General features: G+C 68.9%; 25 protein-coding genes and 1 tRNA gene. 8 read left to right on the top strand and 18 right to left on the bottom strand.

Features of this window, described 5'->3' with window-relative positions:
- Nucleotides 1-4 precede the first annotated feature (4 nt).
- The 7 genes from yidD to D5S08_RS08765 form a co-directional block, all read right to left on the bottom strand.
- Nucleotides 5-238 carry a membrane protein insertion efficiency factor YidD gene (gene yidD, locus D5S08_RS08795; RefSeq protein WP_121117575.1) on the bottom strand — a complete coding sequence of 78 codons (234 nt, stop codon included), beginning with the start codon at nucleotides 236-238 and terminating at the stop codon, nucleotides 5-7.
- Complete coding sequence (gene rnpA, locus D5S08_RS08790) at nucleotides 235-615, bottom strand: ribonuclease P protein component (RefSeq protein ID WP_121117573.1); 381 nt, start codon at nucleotides 613-615, stop codon at nucleotides 235-237. Before rnpA ends, yidD begins: the two co-directional genes overlap by 4 nt.
- Before the next feature lie 20 nt (nucleotides 616-635).
- Nucleotides 636-770 (bottom strand): 50S ribosomal protein L34, encoded by a 135-nt coding sequence (gene rpmH, locus D5S08_RS08785; RefSeq protein WP_039096731.1) that lies wholly within the window; start codon nucleotides 768-770, stop codon nucleotides 636-638.
- Nucleotides 771-841: 71 nt separating this feature from the next.
- On the bottom strand, nucleotides 842-1,495 hold the full coding sequence (locus tag D5S08_RS08780; RefSeq protein WP_121117571.1) for an ATP-binding cassette domain-containing protein: 654 nt from the start codon (nucleotides 1,493-1,495) through the stop codon (nucleotides 842-844).
- Complete coding sequence (modB, locus tag D5S08_RS08775; RefSeq protein ID WP_421757457.1) at nucleotides 1,485-2,174, bottom strand: molybdate ABC transporter permease subunit; 690 nt, start codon at nucleotides 2,172-2,174, stop codon at nucleotides 1,485-1,487. The genes D5S08_RS08780 and modB overlap by 11 nt, the downstream gene beginning before the upstream one ends.
- 7 nt (nucleotides 2,175-2,181) lie before the next feature.
- Complete coding sequence (gene modA / locus D5S08_RS08770; protein WP_175578912.1) at nucleotides 2,182-2,958, bottom strand: molybdate ABC transporter substrate-binding protein; 777 nt, start codon at nucleotides 2,956-2,958, stop codon at nucleotides 2,182-2,184.
- Nucleotides 2,959-3,002: 44 nt separating this feature from the next.
- Nucleotides 3,003-4,766: a CHASE domain-containing protein gene (locus D5S08_RS08765; RefSeq protein ID WP_121117567.1), complete on the bottom strand. Its 1,764-nt coding sequence runs from the start codon at nucleotides 4,764-4,766 to the stop codon at nucleotides 3,003-3,005.
- 242 nt (nucleotides 4,767-5,008) lie between these two features.
- Here D5S08_RS08765 and D5S08_RS08760 point away from each other — a divergent pair, with 242 nt between their 5' ends.
- The 3 genes from D5S08_RS08760 to D5S08_RS08750 are packed head-to-tail and all read left to right on the top strand — an operon-like array spanning nucleotide 5,009 to nucleotide 7,033.
- On the top strand, nucleotides 5,009-5,209 hold the full coding sequence (locus D5S08_RS08760; RefSeq protein WP_121117565.1) for a NepR family anti-sigma factor: 201 nt from the start codon (nucleotides 5,009-5,011) through the stop codon (nucleotides 5,207-5,209).
- Nucleotides 5,206-5,835 (top strand): sigma-70 family RNA polymerase sigma factor, encoded by a 630-nt coding sequence (locus D5S08_RS08755; RefSeq protein ID WP_121117563.1) that lies wholly within the window; start codon nucleotides 5,206-5,208, stop codon nucleotides 5,833-5,835. The genes D5S08_RS08760 and D5S08_RS08755 overlap by 4 nt, the downstream gene beginning before the upstream one ends.
- 19 nt (nucleotides 5,836-5,854) lie before the next feature.
- Complete coding sequence (locus tag D5S08_RS08750; RefSeq protein ID WP_241557316.1) at nucleotides 5,855-7,033, top strand: AI-2E family transporter; 1,179 nt, start codon at nucleotides 5,855-5,857, stop codon at nucleotides 7,031-7,033.
- Here D5S08_RS08750 and D5S08_RS08745 read toward each other — a convergent pair.
- Nucleotides 7,030-8,325, bottom strand: coding sequence for a dicarboxylate/amino acid:cation symporter (locus D5S08_RS08745; RefSeq protein ID WP_121117561.1), 1,296 nt, complete (start codon nucleotides 8,323-8,325; stop codon nucleotides 7,030-7,032). The two genes, D5S08_RS08750 and D5S08_RS08745, sit on opposite strands and share 4 nt — an antisense overlap.
- Nucleotides 8,326-8,409: 84 nt before the next feature.
- Between D5S08_RS08745 and glmM the strand changes: the two genes are divergently transcribed.
- From glmM to thiD, 3 genes are read left to right on the top strand one after another with little or no spacing between them, the layout of a single operon-like run.
- The gene (gene glmM, locus D5S08_RS08740; RefSeq protein ID WP_121117559.1) at nucleotides 8,410-9,750 is read left to right on the top strand and encodes a phosphoglucosamine mutase; all 1,341 of its coding nucleotides are present in this window, start codon (nucleotides 8,410-8,412) and stop codon (nucleotides 9,748-9,750) included.
- Complete coding sequence (locus D5S08_RS08735) at nucleotides 9,747-9,977, top strand: DUF1272 domain-containing protein (protein WP_121117557.1); 231 nt, start codon at nucleotides 9,747-9,749, stop codon at nucleotides 9,975-9,977. The genes glmM and D5S08_RS08735 overlap by 4 nt, the downstream gene beginning before the upstream one ends.
- On the top strand, nucleotides 9,974-10,747 hold the full coding sequence (gene thiD / locus D5S08_RS08730) for a bifunctional hydroxymethylpyrimidine kinase/phosphomethylpyrimidine kinase (protein ID WP_121117555.1): 774 nt from the start codon (nucleotides 9,974-9,976) through the stop codon (nucleotides 10,745-10,747). The genes D5S08_RS08735 and thiD overlap by 4 nt, the downstream gene beginning before the upstream one ends.
- Here thiD and D5S08_RS08725 read toward each other — a convergent pair.
- The 4 genes from D5S08_RS08725 to dapB are packed head-to-tail and all read right to left on the bottom strand — an operon-like array spanning nucleotide 10,716 to nucleotide 13,642.
- Entirely contained in the window at nucleotides 10,716-11,726 is a 1,011-nt protein-coding gene (locus D5S08_RS08725; protein ID WP_121117553.1) for a cation diffusion facilitator family transporter, read from the bottom strand. The genes thiD and D5S08_RS08725 overlap by 32 nt on opposite strands.
- Nucleotides 11,727-11,785: 59 nt before the next feature.
- Nucleotides 11,786-12,208: a hypothetical protein gene (locus D5S08_RS08720; protein ID WP_126665525.1), complete on the bottom strand. Its 423-nt coding sequence runs from the start codon at nucleotides 12,206-12,208 to the stop codon at nucleotides 11,786-11,788.
- 28 nt (nucleotides 12,209-12,236) lie between these two features.
- Nucleotides 12,237-12,917, bottom strand: coding sequence for an endonuclease III (gene nth, locus D5S08_RS08715; protein WP_121117549.1), 681 nt, complete (start codon nucleotides 12,915-12,917; stop codon nucleotides 12,237-12,239).
- A complete protein-coding gene (dapB, locus tag D5S08_RS08710; RefSeq protein ID WP_121117547.1) occupies nucleotides 12,914-13,642 on the bottom strand; it encodes a 4-hydroxy-tetrahydrodipicolinate reductase in 729 nt (242 codons plus the stop codon). The genes nth and dapB overlap by 4 nt, the downstream gene beginning before the upstream one ends.
- Nucleotides 13,643-13,677: 35 nt before the next feature.
- On the opposite strand from dapB, the gene D5S08_RS08705 reads away from it, so the two are divergent.
- Entirely contained in the window at nucleotides 13,678-14,379 is a 702-nt protein-coding gene (locus tag D5S08_RS08705) for an NAD-dependent deacylase (protein WP_121117545.1), read from the top strand.
- On the opposite strand, the gene D5S08_RS08700 is transcribed toward D5S08_RS08705, so the two are convergent.
- The 6 genes from D5S08_RS08700 to D5S08_RS08675 form a co-directional block, all read right to left on the bottom strand.
- The gene (locus D5S08_RS08700) at nucleotides 14,368-15,117 is read right to left on the bottom strand and encodes a HesA/MoeB/ThiF family protein (protein ID WP_175578907.1); all 750 of its coding nucleotides are present in this window, start codon (nucleotides 15,115-15,117) and stop codon (nucleotides 14,368-14,370) included. The genes D5S08_RS08705 and D5S08_RS08700 overlap by 12 nt on opposite strands.
- A gap of 23 nt (nucleotides 15,118-15,140) precedes the next feature.
- A complete protein-coding gene (gene dnaA / locus D5S08_RS08695) occupies nucleotides 15,141-16,622 on the bottom strand; it encodes a chromosomal replication initiator protein DnaA (RefSeq protein ID WP_421757455.1) in 1,482 nt (493 codons plus the stop codon).
- Between the two features lie 441 nt (nucleotides 16,623-17,063).
- A complete protein-coding gene (rpsT, locus tag D5S08_RS08690) occupies nucleotides 17,064-17,324 on the bottom strand; it encodes a 30S ribosomal protein S20 (RefSeq protein ID WP_121117541.1) in 261 nt (86 codons plus the stop codon).
- Nucleotides 17,325-17,456: 132 nt separating this feature from the next.
- The gene (locus D5S08_RS08685; RefSeq protein ID WP_121117539.1) at nucleotides 17,457-18,377 is read right to left on the bottom strand and encodes an LOG family protein; all 921 of its coding nucleotides are present in this window, start codon (nucleotides 18,375-18,377) and stop codon (nucleotides 17,457-17,459) included.
- An 82-nt stretch (nucleotides 18,378-18,459) separates the two neighbouring features.
- Nucleotides 18,460-18,533 (bottom strand) — tRNA-Gln (locus tag D5S08_RS08680).
- Between the two features lie 54 nt (nucleotides 18,534-18,587).
- Nucleotides 18,588-19,898 carry a glycoside hydrolase family 28 protein gene (locus tag D5S08_RS08675; protein ID WP_121117537.1) on the bottom strand — a complete coding sequence of 437 codons (1,311 nt, stop codon included), beginning with the start codon at nucleotides 19,896-19,898 and terminating at the stop codon, nucleotides 18,588-18,590.
- Nucleotides 19,899-20,070: 172 nt separating this feature from the next.
- Here D5S08_RS08675 and D5S08_RS08670 point away from each other — a divergent pair, with 172 nt between their 5' ends.
- Nucleotides 20,071-20,784 (top strand): FadR/GntR family transcriptional regulator, encoded by a 714-nt coding sequence (locus tag D5S08_RS08670; RefSeq protein ID WP_121117535.1) that lies wholly within the window; start codon nucleotides 20,071-20,073, stop codon nucleotides 20,782-20,784.
- Nucleotides 20,785-20,923 lie beyond the last annotated feature (139 nt).

Here is a 20,923-nt window from a genome sequence, read left to right as displayed (position 1 = left end):
TGCCTCAGGGCACCGGATCGTGGCCGTGACCCCCCCAGGGATGGCAGCGCATTAGCCGCTTGGCCGCCAGCCATCCACCCTTGATCGCGCCATGGCGCGTCAGCGCCTCGATCGCATACTGGCTGCAGGATGGCTGAAAGCGGCAGGTGGGCGGCAGGATGAGTGAAGGGCCGAGCTGCCAGCCGCGCGCGATCAGGATCAGCAGGCGGGCAAACAGGCGGTTCACCGTGTGTGTCATCGGCGCGGCTTGCCGGCACGGGGCCGCCGAGGCGGATCGCCCTTCCCGTTTGCCGCGCGATCCAGCGCCACGCGCAGTTCAGCGCCGAGCTGGGTGAAGTCCCGCTCCACCCCGCCATCCCGGCCGATCAGCACCAGATCGTGATCCGGCAGGCCGGCTTCGGGCAGAGCGGCGCGCAGCAATTCGCGGAAGCGGCGCTTCATGCGATTGCGCACCACCGCATTGCCGATCTTCTTGGTGACCGTGATGCCATAGCGGATACCCAGCCCGCCATTGGGCCGGCTGAGCAGCACAAAACCGGGGCGCGCGACACGCAGGCCCCGGTTGGCGGCGACGAAATCCGCCCGCCGCGTCAATATGCTGATGGAGCGGGACATATCGCCCCGCTCGCCCCCGTTCAGGCGCAGAGAACCTTGCGGCCGCGGCGGCGGCGGGCGGCCAGGATCTTGCGGCCACCAGGGGTCGCCTTGCGTGCGAAGAAGCCGTGACGGCGCGCACGCACAAGGTTGCTCGGCTGGAAAGTGCGCTTCATCTCAAGTAATCCCGATCTTGCAAAACAGCTGGGGGCCGCCAAACGGATGGCGGCCGGACAGGCGCGGGCGGTTACGCAAAGGGGGCGCGGGAGTCAAGCGCGGGAGCCAGATCCAGCACATGCCCGGCCAGCCGCTCCACCTCCGCCGCGGCATGGCTGATCAGCAGGATCGGTACGGGCAGGGTATCGCGGATACGCTCTATCAAGGCAAGCAGCGCCGTCACCCGCGCGCCATCCAGCGATGCGGTCGGTTCGTCCAGCAGCAGGAAGCGCGGGGCACTCAGCAGCGCGCGGCCGATCGCCACGCGGCGCACCTCCCCGCCCGACAGGGTGGCAGGCCGGCGGTCCAGCAGATGCCCGATGCCGAGCAGCTCCACGACCTCCGCCCGGCCGATCCAGCCATCGCCAGCGCGGGCGAGCCGCTCGCCATAGGCAAGATTGCCCGCCACGCTCAGATGCGGGAACAGCCGGGCATCCTGGAACACATAGCCGGCGCGGCGGCGATGGGCAGGCAGGTCGATGCCGGCATCGCTGTCGAACAGCACCGCCCCGTCCACCACGATGCGCCCCGCCGCCGGGCGCCGCAGCCCGGCAATGCAGTGGGCGATCGTCGTCTTGCCGGTACCGGACGGCCCGGTGATGGCGCAGAGCGCCGCGTCGGAGTGCAGGCGGATGCCGGAACTGAGTGCGCCGAACGGGTGACGGAGCGTGACGTCAAAGCGCATGGGCCTGCCCGTTGCCGCCGCGCCGCACCAGCCATTCGGACGCAACCAGCGCACCGACCGACAGAATGATGGAGATGGTCGCCAGCCGCGCCACGGCCCCGTCGCCGCCGGGCAGTTGCAGCCCGGTATAGATGGCCAGCGGCAGGGTGCGCGTCTCGCCCGCAATATTGCTGGCAAAGGTGATGGTGGCGCCGAATTCACCCAGGCTGCGCGCGAAGCCCAGCATCGTGCCCGCAGCGATGCCGGGTGCGCTGAGCGGCAGGGTGATCGTGAGCAGCGCCCGCAGAGGCGAGGCGCCAAGCGTCCGCGCGGCTTCCACCAGCCGCCGGTCAACCGCCTCGATCGACAGGCGCATGGCGCGCACCATCAGCGGCAGCGCCATGATCGCGGCCGCCAGCGCCGCGCCGGTCCAGCGGAACACCAGGCTGATGCCGAAGGTCGCCTCCAGCCAACCGCCGATCGGCCCGGCCCGGCCGAACAGCAGCAGCAACAGCCAGCCGGTCACCACCGGGGGGACCACCAGCGGCAGATGGACCAGCGCGTCCAGCAGCACGCTGCCGGGAAAGCGCCGGCGGGCGAGCACCCAGGCCAGCAGCCAGGCGACCGGCAGGGTCAGCGCCACGGCGGTCAGGCTGACGCGCAGCGACAGGCCGATCACCGTCCATTCGGCGGCAGTCAGGCCCAACCTATCCGCCCGCCGGCCCGAAACCGCGCGCGGCCAGGATGCGCTGGCCTTCGGGCGAGCCCAGGAAATCCAGGAAGGCCGCGGCGTCCGGGTGAGTGGCCGTCTCCAGCACGGCCGCCGGATAGCGGATGGCCGGATGGTCGGCGGCGGCGAAGCGGTGGATCACCTTGACCGCGGAGGACACGCGCGCATCGCTTGCATAGACGATGGCCAGCGGCACCTCCCCCCGCTCCAACAGCGCCAGCGCCGCGCGGACATTCTCCGCTGGCACGACGCGCGATGCGACACCGGCCCACAGGTCGAGATTCTGCAACGCCGCCTTGGCATAGCGGCCGGCAGGCACCGCATCGGGGTCCGCCAGGGCGAGCCGCCCCTGGTTCAGCGCCGTGATCCCCGCGGCATCGCTGGACAGCGGCGCCACCAGCACCAGATCGCCGGTGGCGATCAGGCGCCGCGTACCGGGCCGCAGCAGGCCGCGTTCGGCCAGGTAGTCCATCCATTGCTCGTCCGCGGAGATGAACAGGTCCGCCGGGGCGCCCGCCTCCACCTGCCGCGCAAGGGCGCTGGAGCCCGCGAAGGACAGACGCGGCGCGGGGTGCCCGGCGGCAGTCCAGGCTTTGCCGGCATCGGACAGCGCCTCTTGCAGGCTGGCGGCCGCCAGGACCGTCGGACCGCCGTCCGCCGGAGCAGAGCACGCCGCCAGCAGCAGGCCGAGCATGGCCGCCAGCAGGATCGCCAGTGTCTGCGCGGCGCCTTTCGGGCGCAAGATCAGGTGCATCACCGGCGATGCTCTATCCGGCAGGGTATGGCAGGTCCAGCCGGTCAGCCGTTGGCGCGCGCCTGGGAGCGCATCGCACGTGCCGCGCGCATGGCGAATTCCGTAGGCTGGCGCACGGGGATGGTCAGCATGCAGCGCACGCCGGCGGGATCGAAGGTCAGCTTGACCGGATTCTTCAGCTCCGCCGCCACGATCCGCTCGATCAGGTCGGAGCCGAAGCCGCGATTGCGTTGCTGCGGAACGGGCGGACCGCCGCTCTCCTGCCAGTCGATGCGGATCAGCGATTCGGAAATCAGCCGCCAGTGCAGCGTCACCTTGCCGCCAGCCTGGCTGAGCGCGCCATATTTGGCGGCATTGGTCGCCAGTTCGTGGGTGGCGAGGCCGAGCGACAGCGCTTCGTTCGGCGCCAGCGCAACATCGGGCCCGGCCAGGTCGATCTCGTGATCGCTGGCATCGGCATAGGGCAACAGTTCCGCCTCCATCACCGCGCGCACGGGCGTGGTGCCCCATTCGGACTGCGTCAGCAGATCATGCGTGGCGGACAGCGCGCGGATACGGCCGTCCAGCCCGTCCGCGAAGTCGTTCAGCTGCGTCGCGCGGCGGCGGGTCAGCGCGATGATGGACAGCACATTGGCCAGCGTGTTCTTGACCCGGTGGTTCAGCTCCCGCGTCAGCGACATGCGGATGGAGGACTGTTCCTCGAACCATTGCAGCCGCGTCTCGTCCTCCAGTGCCTGCTTCGTCAGCAGCCGCACCAGCTGCACCAGCATCGTGGCGATCACCAGGCCGAAGATGATGGTCACCATGGACAGGACGGACAGGCCGCGCTCCTTCGCCGCGCTGACCTGCAGCACCCACGAATTGTTGGCGATGGACATCAGTTCGGTGACCATCTCCCCTTCATCGTCGGTCGGGCCGCTGCTGGCCAGCAGCCGATCGGGCGCGGCGGTCCCGTCATACAGCCGCACGCTGGTGATCCCGGCATCCTCCATCTCCAGCGCGCTTTCCAGGAAATCCTCGGCATTGAACGGGCTGTAGATGAAGCCGCGCAGACGGCGCCCGCCCACCGTTCCTTCGAAGACGGGCATGTAGATCAGGAAGCCGGGGGCGCTCGATCCGGCCTGCTCCTGCCGCAGCACGACCTTGTCGGTGGCGGTCGGCCGGGCGGTCCGCTCCGCCTCCAGCATGGCGACACGGCGGATCGGGTCGGAATACATGTCGAAGCCCAGCGCACGCCGGTTGCGTTCGGTATCGGGCTGCAGGAACGTCACGGGGATGGCAAAGGTCTGGTCATAGGCCAGTGGCGGAGTGATGCCGGTGGCGCCGGGCGTCTGCATCGCCAGCATCTGCTGGAACTGCGGGATGTCCTGTCGGCGCACCACTTGTGCCCAGCCGATGCCCTCGGCCCCGCGGTAATCGGCATCCAGCCGCAATTCGCTGACGAAGCGGCGGAACCGCTGGGCGGAAGCGGCATCCTCCATGCTCGCCATCAGGGCCGCGCCGGCGCGCAGATAGGCGCTGCTGGCATTGGCCCGCCGTTCCAGCGCTGCCGCGATGCTGCTGGCGCGCACGCGCAGTTGCGCCGCGGCACGGCCGTCCTCGCCCCGCTGGACTGAAACGACGGCGATGAAGGTGATGGTGCCGATCAGCAGGAAGATGGCCAGCGGCACTGCCCGCGGAAAACGGATCAACCAGCGTCGCGCCGCCTGCCGACGCGTATGCGACGACAGCAGCGACGTCCGGGTGTCACCCCCGAAGCCGAGCCGCTTCTGCAGGTCCGCGATGGCGCTGTTCCACAAACCGATCATCGCACCGCGTTGGCAATCCTTGCAAGCCGCCTGTCAAAGCTGCGGGATGGTACGGGCCCCAAGCATTCGGCTTGCAGGCATCCCGACGGGTATGGGAACCGGATCGGTACCATTCCGTTCCAGACCGTCAGCGGAAAGTTTTGTCCGCTGATGGGGCCTGCGCCTGCCTGCCATCTGGCCGGTGCGGCAGGCTTGCGGGGCACTGGGGTTGATCCTTTGGCTGGGGCGGGTGAATAAAGAGCATGGTTGGCGCTGAGAAGAAGGGTCCGCTGGCGGCGGGCCAGGCCGCGACACAGGCGGCCACACGCATTGTATCGAACAATAATGGGACGGGGCCGGAATGGGCGTCCGGCCTGAAGCGCCTGTACGACCAGGTGGTGGAGGAACCCATTCCCGACAGTTTCATGGACCTGCTTTCCAAGCTGGATGATGCCGGCAGATGAGCACACTGGACAGGCCGGCGCCGCCGCAGCGCAGCGCCGATGACAAGCGTGCCTTCAAGCGCGACCTGACGGGCGTGGTTCCGCATCTGCGCGCCTTTGCCCGCGGCCTGTGCGGCCGGCCCGACATGGCCGACGATCTGGTGCAGGAGACCCTGCTGAAGGCGTGGGCCGCGCAGGACCGGTTCGAGCCGGGCACATCCATGCGCGCCTGGACCTTCGTGATCCTGCGCAACGCCTATCTCACCGACATGCGCCGCAACCGCTTCCGCGGCGAATATGACGAGACCGCGGCCGAACGCATCCTGACCGCCCCTGCGGGTCAGGAGGAACCAATCCATCTGTCCGACATGCACCGGGCGCTGCTGACCCTGCCGCCGGAACGGCGCGAGGCGCTGCTGCTGGTGGGTGCGGGCGGCTTTTCCTATGAAGAGGCAGCCTCCATCTGCGGCTGTGCGGTGGGCACGATCAAGAGCCGCGTGGGCCGCGCCCGCGCCGCGCTGACCGCGATGATCGAGGATGGCGCCATTCCCGACCGGTCGGTGAGCGATCCGATCGCACATCGCGCGATCCTGGAAGAACTGGACGAGGTCGCCGCCGGGCGCGGCCACGCCGTTCCCACCAAGTAGCGACAGGACACAGGGCGGCATGATCGGCACCGATCCGCATCTGCCGCCCGGGCCGGCAGCGCCGCCGGCCGCGGATGGCGATGGCAGCGGCAACCGCATGACCTTCGCCGCGCAGGAATTGCGGCTGATCTCCGCATTGGTGGTGCTGCTCGCCACGGGGCTGTTCCTGGCGCTGCCTTTCGTGCTGTCGATCGGATCGGTGGTATTCCTGCCGCTGGTCACGGCCATCATGCTGACCATCGTGCTCTCGCCCGTGGCGGACCGGCTGGCGCTGTTCGGCCTGCCCAATCCGCTGGCCAGCTTCGCCGCGCTGCTGCTGTTCTTCGCCGTGGTCGCCACCGCACTGACCGCCGTGCTGCGCCCGGCCATGTCCCTGTTCGAGGCCGCACCTGCCATGGTGGAGCGGGTGGGCGAGCATTTCCGCCACTTCCAGGGCAATCTGGTCTGGGTCGGGCGGCTGAACGACCGGATCGCACGCATCATCGGCGAAACGGAGGGCGAGCAGGTGGTGCTGGCTGGCCCGTCCATGCTGGAGGAGGTCGCCTTTGCCACGCCCTCCGTGCTGCTGGAGGTGCTGCTGACCTTCCTGATGGCGTTCTTCATGATCGAGGCGCGCGTGCGCCTGCGCCGCCGCCTGCTGCTGGACCGCCAGCATTTCGGCGCCAGCCTGAAGGCCGCGCGGGTGATGCGCGACGTGCAGGACAGGGTTGCAGCCTATATCCTGACCGTGTCCATCATCAATCTGGGTGTCGGCGTGGTGGTTGCGCTGGGCGCCTGGACCCTGGGCCTGGGCGCGCCGGTGATGTGGGGCGGCCTCGCCACGCTGCTGAACTTCATCCCCTATATCGGCCCGCTGGCGATGGTGGCGCTGCTCAGCCTGTTTGGCCTGGGCACGGCGGAAGCGCCGTTGGTCGGGATGATCCCCGCCGCCGCCTATCTGGGGCTGCATGCGGTGGAGGCCAATGTGGTGACGCCGGCGATCCTGGGCGCGCGCTTCACCATGAACCCGGTGATGATCCTGCTGGCACTGAGCTACTTCACATGGATCTGGGGCGTCTTCGGGGCGCTGCTGTCCGTCCCCATCCTGCTGGCGCTGACGGCGCTGTTCGACCATCTGGGCCGGCCCAACATCGTGGGCTTCCTGTTCGGCGAGCCGCTATTCGCCACAACGGTGCCGCCGCTGGACGAGAACGGCTAGCGGTCCCGGTCCGACCGGTCGACGAAAGCGGTGACCGCCACGTTCATGGTGACATTGCCGATCGTGCGGATCAGGTCCGGCACCATTTCCACCGCCACCAGCAGGGCCAACGGCTCCACCGGCACACCCATCGTGATCGCGATCGGGCCGATCGCGGTGACGAAGCTGACCGCGCCGGGCAGGCTGACGGAACCGACCGTGGTCAGCAGCGCCACGGCGAAGCCGGCCACCAGCATCACGGGCGTCAGCTCCACACCCGCCAGATGCGCCACATAGATCGCCACCGCCAGGTTCATCGCCGGCCCCGTGGCGCGGAACAGGGCGACGGCCAGCGGCAGTACGAAGTCGCCGCTCGTCTCGCGCAGGCCCAGGTCACGGCACGATCCCAGCATGGCGGGCAGGCTGGCGAGCGAGCTCTGGGTCGACAGCGCCACCGTCTGGGCGGGAATCATCGCGCGGGCGAAGCGGACCAGTGGCACCCGCCCGCCGGCGACCGCCAGAACGTATCCGGCCAGCATGACGATCAGCCCCATCGAGGACACGACCACGATGTAATGCGCCACCGCCGCCAGCGCGCCGCCGCCGCTGCGCAGGCCCACGCCGATCGCCAGCGCCAGCACGCCGACCGGCGCCAGCCACAGCACCCAGCCGATGATCACCAGCATGGCATCGCCCAGCCCGGCAAACAGGTCGATCAGCGGCGTGCGCCGGGCGGCTGGCAGGCGCGTGATCGCGAAGGCCAGCGCCACGAAGAACACGATCAGCGGCAGCATGGCGGTGTCCGCCGCCGCCGCCACCACGTTGGGGGTGACCAGGGATTCGAAGAAGTCGCCGATGCTGGGCACTTCCTGCGGCGCCGACACCCCTCCGGCCAGCAGCGCGCCGCCGGCCGACGCAGGGATGGGGAATGCCTCCAGCAACACCGGCGTCAACAGCGCCGCCATCAGCGTGCCGCCCGCCAGCACGCTCCAGAAAGCCAGCAGCGTGCGTCGGGCGGTGGCGCCGACCCGGGCGGTGGCGACCATGCCGGTGACGCCGGTTACCAGCAGGCCGGCGACCAGCGGGATGATGGTCATCTGCAACGCGCTCAGCCAGATGCTGCCGACCGGCCCGGCCACCGCCTGCAGCGGCCCCGCCGCCGGGCTGTCCGCCAGCAGCCAGCCGATGGCCCAGCCGCCGATCAGCGCGGCGAAGGTCCACCCGGCGGGCAGGCGCAGGATGGGCCCTTCCGCCGTCTGCGGAGCAGCCGGTTCGTGTGCGGTCGGGTTCGCTGGGGCGTCTTCGGCAGGCATTCCCCCATCCTGTAAGCGTGACAATGGTCCGCGCAAGCGCCATGGCAGCGGATCGCAGAACAACCTTATTGAGCACGGCCAGGCATGGAACGCGTATATTTCGGGACAGACGGTATTCGCGGGCGGGCCAATGGCGGGCTGCTGAACGCGGCCACCGCGATGAAGGTGGGGCAGGCGGCGGGCCGCCATTTCCTGCGCGGCAGCCATCGGCACCGGGTGGTGATCGGCAAGGATACGCGCCTGTCCGGCTACATGATGGAAACCGCGCTGGCGGCCGGCTTCACCAGCGTGGGCATGGACGTGATCATGACCGGCCCCCTGCCCACCCCCGCCGTGGCGCTGCTGGCGCGGGAGATGCGGGCCGATCTGGGCGTGATGATCTCCGCCAGCCACAACCCCTATGCCGATAATGGCATCAAGCTGTTCGGTCCCGACGGCTTCAAGCTGTCCGATGCCGACGAGGCCGCGATCGAGGCGGCAATGGCCGAGGACCAGCCGCTGGCAACCGGCGACGCGATCGGCCGTGCCCGCCGGATCGAGGATGCCCGGGGCCGCTACATCCACGCGATCAAGCAGTCGCTGCCATCCGATGTGCGGCTGGACGGGCTGAAGATCGTGGTCGATTGCGCCCATGGCGCCGCCTACACCGTCGCGCCCGAGGCCTTCTGGGAACTGGGCGCGGACGTGGTGGCGATGGGCGTCGCGCCCAACGGCCTCAACATCAATGACGGCGTCGGCTCCACCAGCCTGGATGCGATCCGCCAGCGGGTGATCGCGGAGCGGGCCGATATCGGCATCGCCCTGGATGGCGATGCCGACCGGCTGATCGTGATCGACGAGCGGGGCGTGCCGGTGGATGGCGACCAGATCATGGCGCTGATCGGCCTGCGCCTGCAGGAAGCCGGAACCCTGCGCGGCGGCGGGGTGGTGGCCACCGTGATGAGCAATCTGGGCCTGGAGCGCCTGCTCGCCCGGCACGAACTGCAGCTGATCCGCACCAAGGTGGGCGACCGCCATGTGCTGGAGGCGATGCGCAGCGGCGGCTACAATGTCGGGGGCGAGCAGTCGGGCCACATGATCCTGACCGATCACGCCACCACCGGCGATGGCTGCATCGCCGCGCTGCAGGTGCTGGGTGCGCTGGTGCAGACCGGGCAGAAGGCCAGCCGCCTGCTGCATCTGTTCGATCCCGTGCCGCAGGTGCTGAAGAACGTGACCTATGCAGGGGGCGACCCGCTGGCGGAGCCGGCGGTGCAGGCGGCGATCCGCGAGGGCGAGGCGCGGCTGGCCGGCAGCGGACGCGTGCTGATCCGCAAGTCGGGTACGGAGCCCAAGATCCGCGTCATGGCGGAAGGCGACGATGGCCGCGCGGTGGAACAGGTGGTGGATGCGATCTGCGCCGCGGTGAAGGCCGCCGCCGCATGAGCCTGGAGATGCGCCCCGATTGCGAACGCTGCGGCACGGACCTGCCGCCGCAGGCGCCCGGCGCCTTCATCTGCTCGCTGGAATGCACCTTCTGCGCGGAGTGCGCCGACGCGCTGGACGATCGCTGCCCCAATTGCGCGGGCGAGCTGACCGACCGGCCGACCCGCGCCAAGCGCTGGCTGGACGCGCATCCGCCCTCCACGCAGCGCCGCCACGATCCGGCATGACACCGCCGCGTATTCTTACCATCGCCGGCTCCGACTCGTCCGGCGGCGCGGGCATCCAGGCGGATCTCAAGACGATCACGCTGCTGGGCGGCTATGGCATGAGCGCGATCACCGCGCTGACCGCGCAGAACACCACCGGCGTGCAGGGCGTCGAGGTCGTGCCCGCCCCCTTCGTGGCGGCGCAGATCGCCAGCTGCCTGGACGATATCGGCGCCGATGCGGTGAAGATCGGCATGCTGGGCAGCCCGGCCATCGCCCATGCGGTGGCCGACAGGCTTGAAGGCAGCGGCCTGCCGATCGTGTTCGATCCCGTGATGGTGGCGACGACCGGCGCGGCGCTGGCCGACTCTGCCACGATCGAGGCGTTCGAACGGCTGATGCTGCTCGCCACGCTGACCACGCCCAACGTGCCCGAGCTTGCCGCCTTAGGCGGAGCCAAGGGCATGGCGGCGCGCGGGATCGCCTATCTGGCCAAGGGCGGCGATGCGCCCGGCGCCATCGTGGAGGATCGCCTGGTCCGCCCCGGCCAGCCCCCACGCATCTGGCAGGACGGCCGGATCGAGACCCGCCATACGCATGGCACCGGCTGCACGCTCGCCAGCGCTATCGCCACGCTGCTGGGCGGTGGTCTGCCGTTGGAGAATGCGGTGAGCAAGGCGCGCATCTTCGTGCGCAATGGATTGCTGGCCGCGCCGGGGCTGGGCCGCGGCAACGGCCCGCTGGGCCTGTTCGCCGGCGCTACACCTGCGGCAGGCGCGCCTTCGGATTGACCACGCGGTCCGCCGCATGGCCCACTGTCAGCCCGTCGAAATCGTGGTCGTGATCCTCCGACATGCCGAACGGATCGGCATGGATCACCAGGTCGGTGCCGGGGAAGGCTGCCAGGATGCGCTGCTCGGCCCCTTCGACGATCTCGTGCGCCTCGGCCAGCGATTGCTCCGGTTCCAGCTCCATGTGCATCTGGACATGCAGGGTCGGGCCAGCGCGGCGGGAGCGGAACTGGTGCACGCCCAGTACCTGCGGATCGTCCAGCGCCAGCTGCAGCAGCGCGTTGCGCTCGCCATCCTCCACCTCCCGGTCCAGCAGCTCGTCCGCCGCGGCACGCAGCACCTCCACCGCGCCCTTTACCAGCCACAGCGCGACCAGCAGGCCAGCCACCGCGTCCCAGCGCGGATCGCCGGACCAGTGCGCCAGGGCGAGGCCCGCGATCGCGGCGGCATTGGACACCAGATCGGCCAAGTAATGCGCGCGGTCGCCCTTGATCGCCACGGATCGCGTGCGGGCGATGACCAGCGCCTGCGCCCGCACCAGCGTCAGCGTCAGCAGCATGGAGATGCCCATCACCGCGATACCCAGCCCCTCCTGCGACACGGCTTCCGGGTGCAGCAGACGATGGACCGCCTGCTGTCCGATCAGCGCGGCGGAGGCGAAGACCAGGCCCGCCTGCAGCAGGCTGGCGAAGGCCTCGGCCTTGCCGTGGCCGTAGCGATGTTCCGCATCGGCGGGCAGCACGGCCACGCGCACCGCCCAGAAGGTGACCAGCGCCGCCACGAAATCGAGCGCCGAGTCGCCGGCCGAGGCCAGCAGCGCGACGGAGCCGCTGACCCACCAGGCAGCAGCCTTCAGCAGCATCAGGGTACCGCCCACGCCGACGGACAGCCAGGTGATGCGCGCGGTCAGCCGCGCCGATTCGGCGACGGTCAGGGACGGGCGCTCGGCGCCATTCGGGAATGTTTCGCTGTTGGTCATGGTCGATATCGAGACCGCCGCCCTTAGCGCCGATCCGGTCCGCGGCCAAGCCGGGCGCCTCAATCCGGCGTGCTGTCCCGCCGTGCGTCGACCGGCTCCACAGGCACGAACTCGCCCAGCTGACACCGGACGCCGGGGATCAGGCCCCCGCCGCCGGTTCGCAGCACCTGGACCGTGTCAGTGCGGCACAGCTCGCCAATGCTGGTTTCGTGAGCGAAGCGCTGCTCGAAGGCGAGGCCGGGGCAAGGGGCGCGCAGGGTGTTGCGCCACGTCTCGCCGCCCAACGCGAGGAAGTCGATCACCTGCGATCCGTGCACCCGGGTGTTCTGGATCCGGCTGGTCGGCAGACAGCGTTGTGCCGGGCCAAGCACCCGGGCGGCCGGAACCTGGTCTGCATCCGCGATCGTGTCCGTTGCCCGGTCCTCACTCGAAACGCAGGCTGACAGCAGCAGGATCGGCAGGGAGAGGGCGAGCATACGCATCGGCATTCCTTTCCGGCGCTGGTGCGGCTCAGGCAGCAGCCCCCAGCTTCTTGCCAACGGCGCGTCTGGCCGGCCGTTCCAGCACCTTGGGGCGGAACGCGCACAGCTCGATCACCGGGCAGCGCCAGCATTCCGGCAGCCGTGCCTTGCAGGTGTAGCGGCCATGCAGGATCAGCCAGTGGTGCGCGTTGCGGCGGAAAGGCTGCGGCACGCGCTTGTGCAGCTTCGCCTCGACCGCTTCCGGCGTCTTGCCGCGCGCCAGGCCGGTGCGGTTGCCCACGCGGAACACATGGGTGTCGACCGCGAAGGTTTCCGCGCCGAAGGCGCAGTTCAGCACGACATTGGCGGTCTTGCGACCGACGCCCGCCAGCGCCGTCAGCTCGTCCAGCGTCTCTGGCACCTCGCCGCCGTGGCGGTCGACCAGCTGCTGCGACAGGATCATCACATTGGCCGCCTTGGCATTGAACAGGCCGATCGTGCGGATATGCGCCTTCAACCCGTCCTCCCCCAGCGCCAGCATGTCCCCAGGCGTCTTCACCTCTGCGAACAGGGCACGCGTCGCCTTGTTGACGCCGGCATCGGTCGCCTGCGCGCTCAGCACCACGGCGACCAGCAGCTGGAAGGTGTTGCCATATTCCAGCTCGGTCTGCGGGTCGGGGTCGGCCTCCGCCAGGCGGCGGAAGAAGTCGAAGATCTGCTCGCGGGTCACAGACCCAGCACCTGCCCCATCGTGTAGCGGCCTGGCGCGCGGCCGATCAGCCAGGCGGCGGCGCGGATCGCACCATGGGCGAAGATCATGCGGTCCTCGGCCATGTGGCTCAGCACGATCCGCTCCTGCTCGCCGGCCAGGGTCACGCTGTGCTCGCCCGCGACGGTGCCGCCGCGCAGCGATGCGAAGCCGATCGCGCCGGATGCGCGTGCGCCGGTCTGGCCGTCGCGCCCGCGCTCGCTGTGGTCGGCCAGCACGATGCCACGGCCGGTGGCGACAGCCTCGCCCAGCAGCAGCGCGGTGCCGCTGGGGGCATCGACCTTCATGCGGTGGTGCATCTCCAGCACCTCCACGTCCCAGTCCGGCCCCAGCCGCGCCGCCGCCTCCTGCACCAGATGCGCCAGCAACGTGACCCCGAGCGAGGTGTTGCCGGTCTGCAATACGGGGATCGCGCCCGCCGCGCTGTCGATCATCGCATGATGCACCGCCTCCAGCCCGGTGGTGCCGATCAGGATCGGCACGCCCGCGCCGACGGCGGCATGGATGGTCCCCTCCAGCGCGGCCGGGGCGGAGAAATCGACCAGCGCATCGCTGCCATCGGCCAGCCGCGCGGGATCGTCGCCCCGGTCGGCGCCGCCCGCCAGCTCGAACCCGGCCGCTGCGATGGCACGTCGCAGCGCTTCCCCCATGCGTCCCTCGCTACCGATGATGCCGATCCGCGCCATTGCCCTGTCTCCCTTTGCCGTGCTTCATGGGGGGCATGGACGCCACACGCAATATCGTGATCCTGACCGGCGCCGGGATCAGCGCCGAATCGGGACTCGCCACCTTCCGGGCAGAGGACGGGTTGTGGGAGGAACACCGGGTGGAGGATGTCGCCACGCCGGAGGCCTTCGCCCGCGATCCGGTGCTGGTGCAGCGCTTCTACGACATGCGCCGCGCAGGCGTGCTCGCCGCCCAACCCAACGCCGCGCACCATGCATTGGCCCGGCTGGACCGGGACTGGACTGGCGATCTGCTGATCGTCACCCAGAACATCGACGATCTGCACGAACGCGCCGGTGCGCACCGCGTGCTGCACATGCATGGCGAGGCGCTGGGCGCCTGGTGCACCGCCTGCGATGCCCGCCATCGCTGGACGGAGCCGCTGTCGGACAACCCGCCCTGCCCCGCCTGCAGCGAAGGTGCGCTGCGGCCGGACATCGTCTGGTTCGGGGAAATGCCGTACGGAATGGAGCGGATCTTCGCCGCATTGGCCGATGCCGACCTGTTCGTGTCGGTCGGCACCTCGGGCGCAGTCTATCCGGCGGCAGGCTTCGTGCAGGCGGCGGCCGAAGCCGGTGCCCGGACGCTGGAGCTCAATCTCGACCGATCGCTGGGATCGCGGCTGTTCGACGAGACGCGACTTGGCCCTGCCAGCACGCTGGTGCCGGCCTGGGTGGAGGAAGTGCTAGCGCGCTGACCCGCAGGCGGAGCAGGCCGGGTCGGCGGCGATGGTGATGGTGCGCATGCCGGGCGCAAGCCCGTCCAGCAGGTGCAGCCGGCCCCATTGCGGATCGCCCATCGTGCCGGTCAGAATGCGCACCGCCTGCATGGCGGCGAAGGTGCCGACCCAGCCGGCCATCGCGCCCAGCATGCCGTCAGCCGCGCAGCTGTCGCAATCCTCGGCATCGAAGGCATCGCCCACGAAGCAGCGATAGCAGGGTGCGCCCTTGAAGGCCGCCACCTGCCCCTGGAACCGGCCTACGGCGGCGGAGAGCAGCGGGACACCGGCCGCAACGCAGGCATCCGACACGGCCAGGCGGGTGGCGAAATTGTCGCACCCGTCCACGACCAGATCGGCGCCTGCGACCAGGGCCGCGGCATTGCCCGCGCTGATCCGTTCGTCGCTCAGCTGGATATCGAGTGCCGCATCGAAATTGGTGGTCCAGCGCTTGGCGCCGACGACCTTCAGATGGCCGATATCGCGTTCGGCATAGATGGTCTGGCGCTGAAGGTTGCTGGCATCGACACGGTCGTCATCGACCAGCAGCAGATGGCCGATGCCGGCACCCGCCAGATATTGCAGCGCCGGGCTGCCGATCCCGCCCAGCCCGACCAGCACCACGCGCGCATCCGCCAGGCGCTGCTGCCCCACACCGCCCAATTCGGGCAGGACGATATGGCGCGCGAAGCGCTCCAGGCGATCAGGGGACAGCATGCGGCTGCTTTAGACGAACGCGCTCAATCTTCCAGCTGGCGCAGCAGGCTGCGCACATCGCCGTCCATCTCCGAATCCCGCTGCCGCAGATCCTCGATCAGGCGCACGGCGTGGATCACGGTGGAATGGTCGCGCCCGCCGAACTTGCGGCCGATCTCCGGATAGGAGCGCGGCGTCAGCACCTTGGCCAGATACATCGCCACCTGACGCGGACGGACCACCGCACGCGCCCGGCGCTTGCTGGCCATCTCGCTGCGGTCGATGCGGTAGAAGGAGCACACCGTCCGCTGGATCTCGTCGATGGTGATGCGCTTGCGATTGGCGGACAGGATGTCGGTCAGCTGGTCCTCGGCCAGCTGCAGCGACACTTCCTGACCGGTCAGCTGAGCATAGGCGATCAGCTTGTGCAGCCCGCCCACCAGCTCGCGCACATTGCGGCTGATCGTGCGGCTGAGGAACTCGATCACATCCTCCGGTACGGAGAGCGGCGCAAATCGGGCCAGCTTGGAATGCAGGATCTGGCGGCGCAGCTCGATATCGGCCGGCTGGATGTCGGCGACCAGACCCATGGACAGCCGGCTCAGCAGCCGCGGCTCCACACCGTCCAGCGCCTGCGGCGCGCGGTCGGCGGCAAAGACCAGGCGCTTGCCTTCGGCCAGCAGCGCGTCGATCGTGTAGAGCAGTTCTTCCTGCGCAGAAGCCTTGCCGATGATGAACTGCAGATCGTCCACCAGCAGCAGGTCGAAGCCGCGCAGCCGGCCCTTGAAGGCGATCATCTCGCCGCTTCTCAGCGCCTGCACGAAATCCACCATGAAGCGTTCGGCGGAGCAGTAGAAGATGCGCCCGCGCGGATGCGTCTGGGTGAAGGCATGGCCAATCGCGTGCAGCAGGTGCGTCTTGCCCTGCCCGGTCGCGGCCTTGAGGTAGAGGGGCGAGAATTGCGGCTGCTCGGCCGCGGCCATCCGCTCCGCCGCATTGCGCGCCAGGATATTGGCGGTGCCGGTGACAAAGGCGGCAAAGGTCAGAGTGGGATCCAACCCGACAGGCGCCGGCAGCGGATCCGCCCCGGCCCCTTCGACCATGCGCAGGCCGTCGTTGGCCGCGCGATGACCAAGGCCGTCATCGCCGGTGCGCAGTTCCAGGTCGACCGGCTTGCGGCGGCCGGGATGCACGGCGATGCGCACGGTGCGCACTTCGGCGCGGGCGATCTTCCATGCCAGCGCCAGCCGGTCCTGCAGGCGATCCTGCACCCAGTTGGCGGAGAATTCGGTCGGCAGGTACAGGTCCAGCGTGCCGGTGGCCTTGCACAGCGGCCCCAGCTCGATCGGACGGATCCACTGGGTGAACAGCTGGTGGCCCAGATCCTTGCGCAGGCCGGACACGATGTCGGCCCAGTCGGCTGCCAGGGCGACAGTCTCGGCATCCTCCACCGCATTTCCCCCGGCCGCGGCCCGATCGGCCCCGTCCCGTGCGGAACGGCCCGTCTGCGGTCCCATCCTGATCATTGCTGCTATCGTCCCTTGTGTCACTCAGGCCCCAGGTCGGGAGTCCGGTCAAATGGAGGCACAGCTTCGCCCCGCCGCAAACCGCGCATGCAGCGGCGGAGGACCGAACAGTGATTCCCATGATCAGACCACAGCACCGCTGCGGCCTTGTGGCGCTGTTATGAAGGGAGGGCCGAAACGGGCAAGTGGCCCCGGTCAAATAAATGCAAAAATTGGCCATTGACCACCTGCAAAGCCGCAGGGCTGCGTTCAATGCATTGTTTTTGCACAGTTTTCAGTGTGACACTTACGCGAATCGCGGATTTGTGCGGAGTCGGGAGCGGCGGCCGATCGGCCCGGCCCCACGCAAGAAAAAAGGCCGATGGTTGCCCACCGACCTCGTTCCATTTCCGTTCCGTGACAGCGCCGATCGCGGGTCCGCGCGGCGCCGAATCACCTGGATCAGAGCGCGGCGACGCGCTTGCTCAGCCGGCTCATCTTGCGGGCGGCAGTGTTCTTGTGAACCACGCCGCGCGCCACGCCACGCGCCAGTTCCGGCTGCGCCTGCTGCAGGGCAGTCTGGGCGGCGGCCCGGTCGCCGGTCGCCAGCGCGGTTTCCACCTTCTTCACGAAGCTGCGGATGCGGCTGACGCGTGCACCGTTGATCTCTGCACGGTTCTCGTTGCGACGGATGCGCTTGCGGGCTTGCGGCGTATTGGCCATGTTCGTCCTTGTGTTCCTGCCGGCGCGCGGGCGCGGGCCGGATAAGCATGGTGTTCGGGTTACAGAATCGCAGCAGACCAATGGCCCGCAGGAAAGCGGCGCGCTTAGCCGGATGCCGCTTTCAGGTCAAGATCAGCGGTCCAGGCGATAGAAATCGGAGATCTTGGCCCAGGCATCTTCGGCCGTCTCGCACCAGGTGATCAGGTCCAGATCCTTGCGGGAAATCACCCCTTCGCGCGCCAACGCATCGAAGTCGATCACCTGCGTCCAGAATTCGCGCCCGAACAGCAGCACGGGGATCGGCTTCATCTTGCCGGTCTGGATCAGGGTCAGCAGTTCGAAGAACTCGTCAAACGTGCCGAAACCGCCGGGGAACACCGCCACCGCCTTTGCGCGCAGCAGGAAGTGCATCTTGCGCAAGGCGAAATAGTGGAACTGGAACGCCAGGTAGGGCGTGACATAGGGATTGGGCGCCTGCTCGTGCGGCAGCACGATGTTCAGGCCGATCGATTCGCCGCCGGCATCGGACGCGCCCTTGTTGGCCGCTTCCATGATGGAGGGGCCCCCGCCCGAACAGACGACGAATTGCCGGCGGCCATCCTCGATGATGGACAGCTCGGTCACGCGCCGCGCCAGGCGATAAGCCTCGGTGTAGAACTTGGCCTTGGCGGCCAGCCGCTCCACCACCTCGCGCTCTTCCGCGGGCAGGTCCTTGGCGCCGGCCAGTGCGATCTCGGTCGCTTCGGGCGGCGGGATGCGGGCGGAACCGTACATCACCAGGGTCGAGCCGACACGCGCCTCGTCCAGCAGCATCTCGGTCTTCATCAGTTCCAGCTGGAAGCGCACGGGCCGAAGCTCGTCGCGCAGCAGGAAGTCGGTATCGCGGAAGGCCAGCCGGTAGGCCGGGTGCGCGGTCTGGGGCGTGTGCTGCGGCTGCTTGTCGGCGAAATCCGCCTCCTGCTCGGCCCGGTAGAACTTGCGGTCGCCCAGCGCCGCCTCGTCCACCGCGCGCGTTGCGGGGGTTTCGTCCGTATCCGATTGCTCGCGTGCCATACCGATCCTAGTGCCGCCCCGCCGGACCAGCCTGTTCTCGGCCGGTACATGGGTGGGAACAGCGCCTGATGCGGAAAGGTAATGGATGCCCCGCGAGGATTCGAACCTCGATTGACGGAGTCAGAGTCCGTAGTCTTACCTTTAGACGACGGGGCAATGGAGGCGCCCCCTTAACGGTACCGGCGCCGAGGTCAAGGTGAGAAACGCACCTTAGCCCAGTTCGAGCGGCGTTCCGTTCAGCACCACATTGTCGAAAGTGACGGCATTCGTGTCCGCGCCAACATCGATGTCCGGGGTCGCGTCGCCCAGCTGCACGTCAATGTCGCGGAATATGATCCCGGCCAGATCGGTCTGCTCCAGGTCCGGGCGGATCGCGCCAAAGGCGCCAAAGCGGCCAGTGATGTCCGACAGCACGACGTTGCGCACAGCGGATTGCGGCGGCGCCTGGCCCTGCAGGTCGGTGTACTGGCTCCACGGTACCAGCGAGATGATCTCGCCCTCCGCACTGTCCAGCACGACCGAGCGGATCCGGATGTTCTCGTAGAGCTGGGGCGTATCGGGGCGCAGCTTAAGCCGCAGCAGCACCATGTCGCCGGTCACGCGGCAATCCTCCACCACCACGTCGCGCACGATCGTCGCCTCGCTGCCGCAGGCCAATGCATGGTGGCCGCGCCGGAAGGTGCAGCCCCGCACCCGGATCCGCTCCACCGGCGGGCTGTCCTTGTCGGCCAGCGCGTTTACGCCCTTGGAGCCCTTGCAGGCGATGCAGTCATCCGTGACGGAGAAGTGGCAGCCTTCGACCGTGACATCCTGGCAGCTATCGATATCGACGCCGTCGCTGCTGGGGGCCTGCTTGTAATCGTCAGGCACTTCGAACCGCGCATTGCGCACGGTCACGGCGCGGCACTTGTACAGATGCAGGTTCCAGAACTGCGAGTCCCGGAAGGTGACGCCCTCCACCAACACGTCCGCGCTGTCCTCGATCAGCGCCAGCCGCGCGCGGGGCACACCCAGATTGGGGAACTCCCACGGCACGGGGGCGGCGTTGCGGACTTCCCAGAACCGGTCCCAGATCGGCCGCCCCGCCCCGTCCAGCGTGCCGGAGCCGGTGATCCGCAGCCCGTCGCATCGGGCGGCATTGATCAGGGCGGGGGTGAAGCTGTCTTCGAAATGCCCTTCGATCCGGGTGCGGCGCGGCGGAAAATGCACCATGTCGGTGGAGCAGCGCAGCACCGCGCCTTCTTCCAGATGCAGGTGCACCCCAGGCGCCAGGTCCAGCGCCCCGCTGACAAAGATGCCGGCTGGCACCACCACCGTGCCGCCGCCCCCTGCTGCCAGCCGGTCCACCGCCTGCTGGATCGCAGCGGTGTTGACGGTGCTGGCATCGGCAACCGCGCCCGTGTCCGTGATCGACAGCCGCGTGGCTTTGCCCGCTTCCGCGGCGCGGGCCAGGCCGGGCCACAGGGGCATGGATGCGATGGCCTGGGCGACGCGGCGGCGGTTCATGGGCAGATCGGGCATCGGTCACATCCTTGCAGGCATCGCACAGGCGGACCGGCCGGCGGGCGCCCGCCCGGCCGTTTCCTATGGAACCGCCGGTGGTATGACAAGCGCAACAGGCATTGTTTGCGGGGCCTGCGATGCGGTAGGGAATGGTCCCGGCGCCGCGGGTGCCCTTGCAGAGGAAACGTCCATGGCCAAGGCCGCTTCGCTTGCCGACGCGCTCTACGACAAGCTGAAGACCGAGATCATCGACGGCACCATACCACCCGGATCGCGGCTGCCTTCGCAGAAGGACATCGCCATCACGCAGGAGGTCAGCCGCACGGTGGTGCGGGAAGCCGTCGCGCGGCTGGAGGCGCAGGGCTTCGCGGAATCGCGCCAGGGATCGGGCGTCTATGTCGCGCCGGGCGCGCGCTACCGGGCATTCCAGGTCACGCGCGAGGAGCTGGGCGAGCTGAGCGACATCCTCAAGCTGCTGGAAATGCGCCTGGCGATCGAGGCGGAGATGGCGGGCCTTGCGGCTGCGCGGCGTGACCAGACCGATATCGATGCGATGCGCGCGGCGCTGCGGCAGATGGCCGAGGTCAGCCACGATCCGGCCGCATCGGCGCTGGCCGACGCGCAGTTCCACCTGGCGATCGCCCATGCCACCAAGAACGCCTATTTCGCGCGCTTCATCGATTTCCTGGGCGTCCGGCTGGTGCCGCCACGCAGCATGTATCTGCGCGACAAGCCGGGCGAGGCGCATGACGAATATGTTGCCAAGGTCCGGGCCGAGCATGATGCGATCCTGGCCGCGATCGTGCGCATGGACATCACCGGCGCGCGGGAAGCGGCGCGCCATCACATGACCGAGAGCCTGTCGCGCCATTCGGAACTGAGCGGCGACCTGCCAGCCGCCTGATCAGAGCGGTTTGACACTGCAACGAAGATGTATGATAACTTCTCCTGTCGGGGGAGAGGCACCTGATATCCCCGGTTCGTAACTGCCGCTTCAGGCCGGCAGCGGGCCGGACACAAAGCGCAGCGCCGGGGCCTTCCGG

The sequence above is a fragment of the Croceibacterium ferulae genome, assembly GCF_003660445.1.
Lineage (GTDB): Bacteria > Pseudomonadota > Alphaproteobacteria > Sphingomonadales > Sphingomonadaceae > Croceibacterium > Croceibacterium ferulae.
The sequence above is the reverse complement of the archived record's forward strand: the minus strand, read 5'-3'. Positions and strand labels throughout refer to the sequence as shown.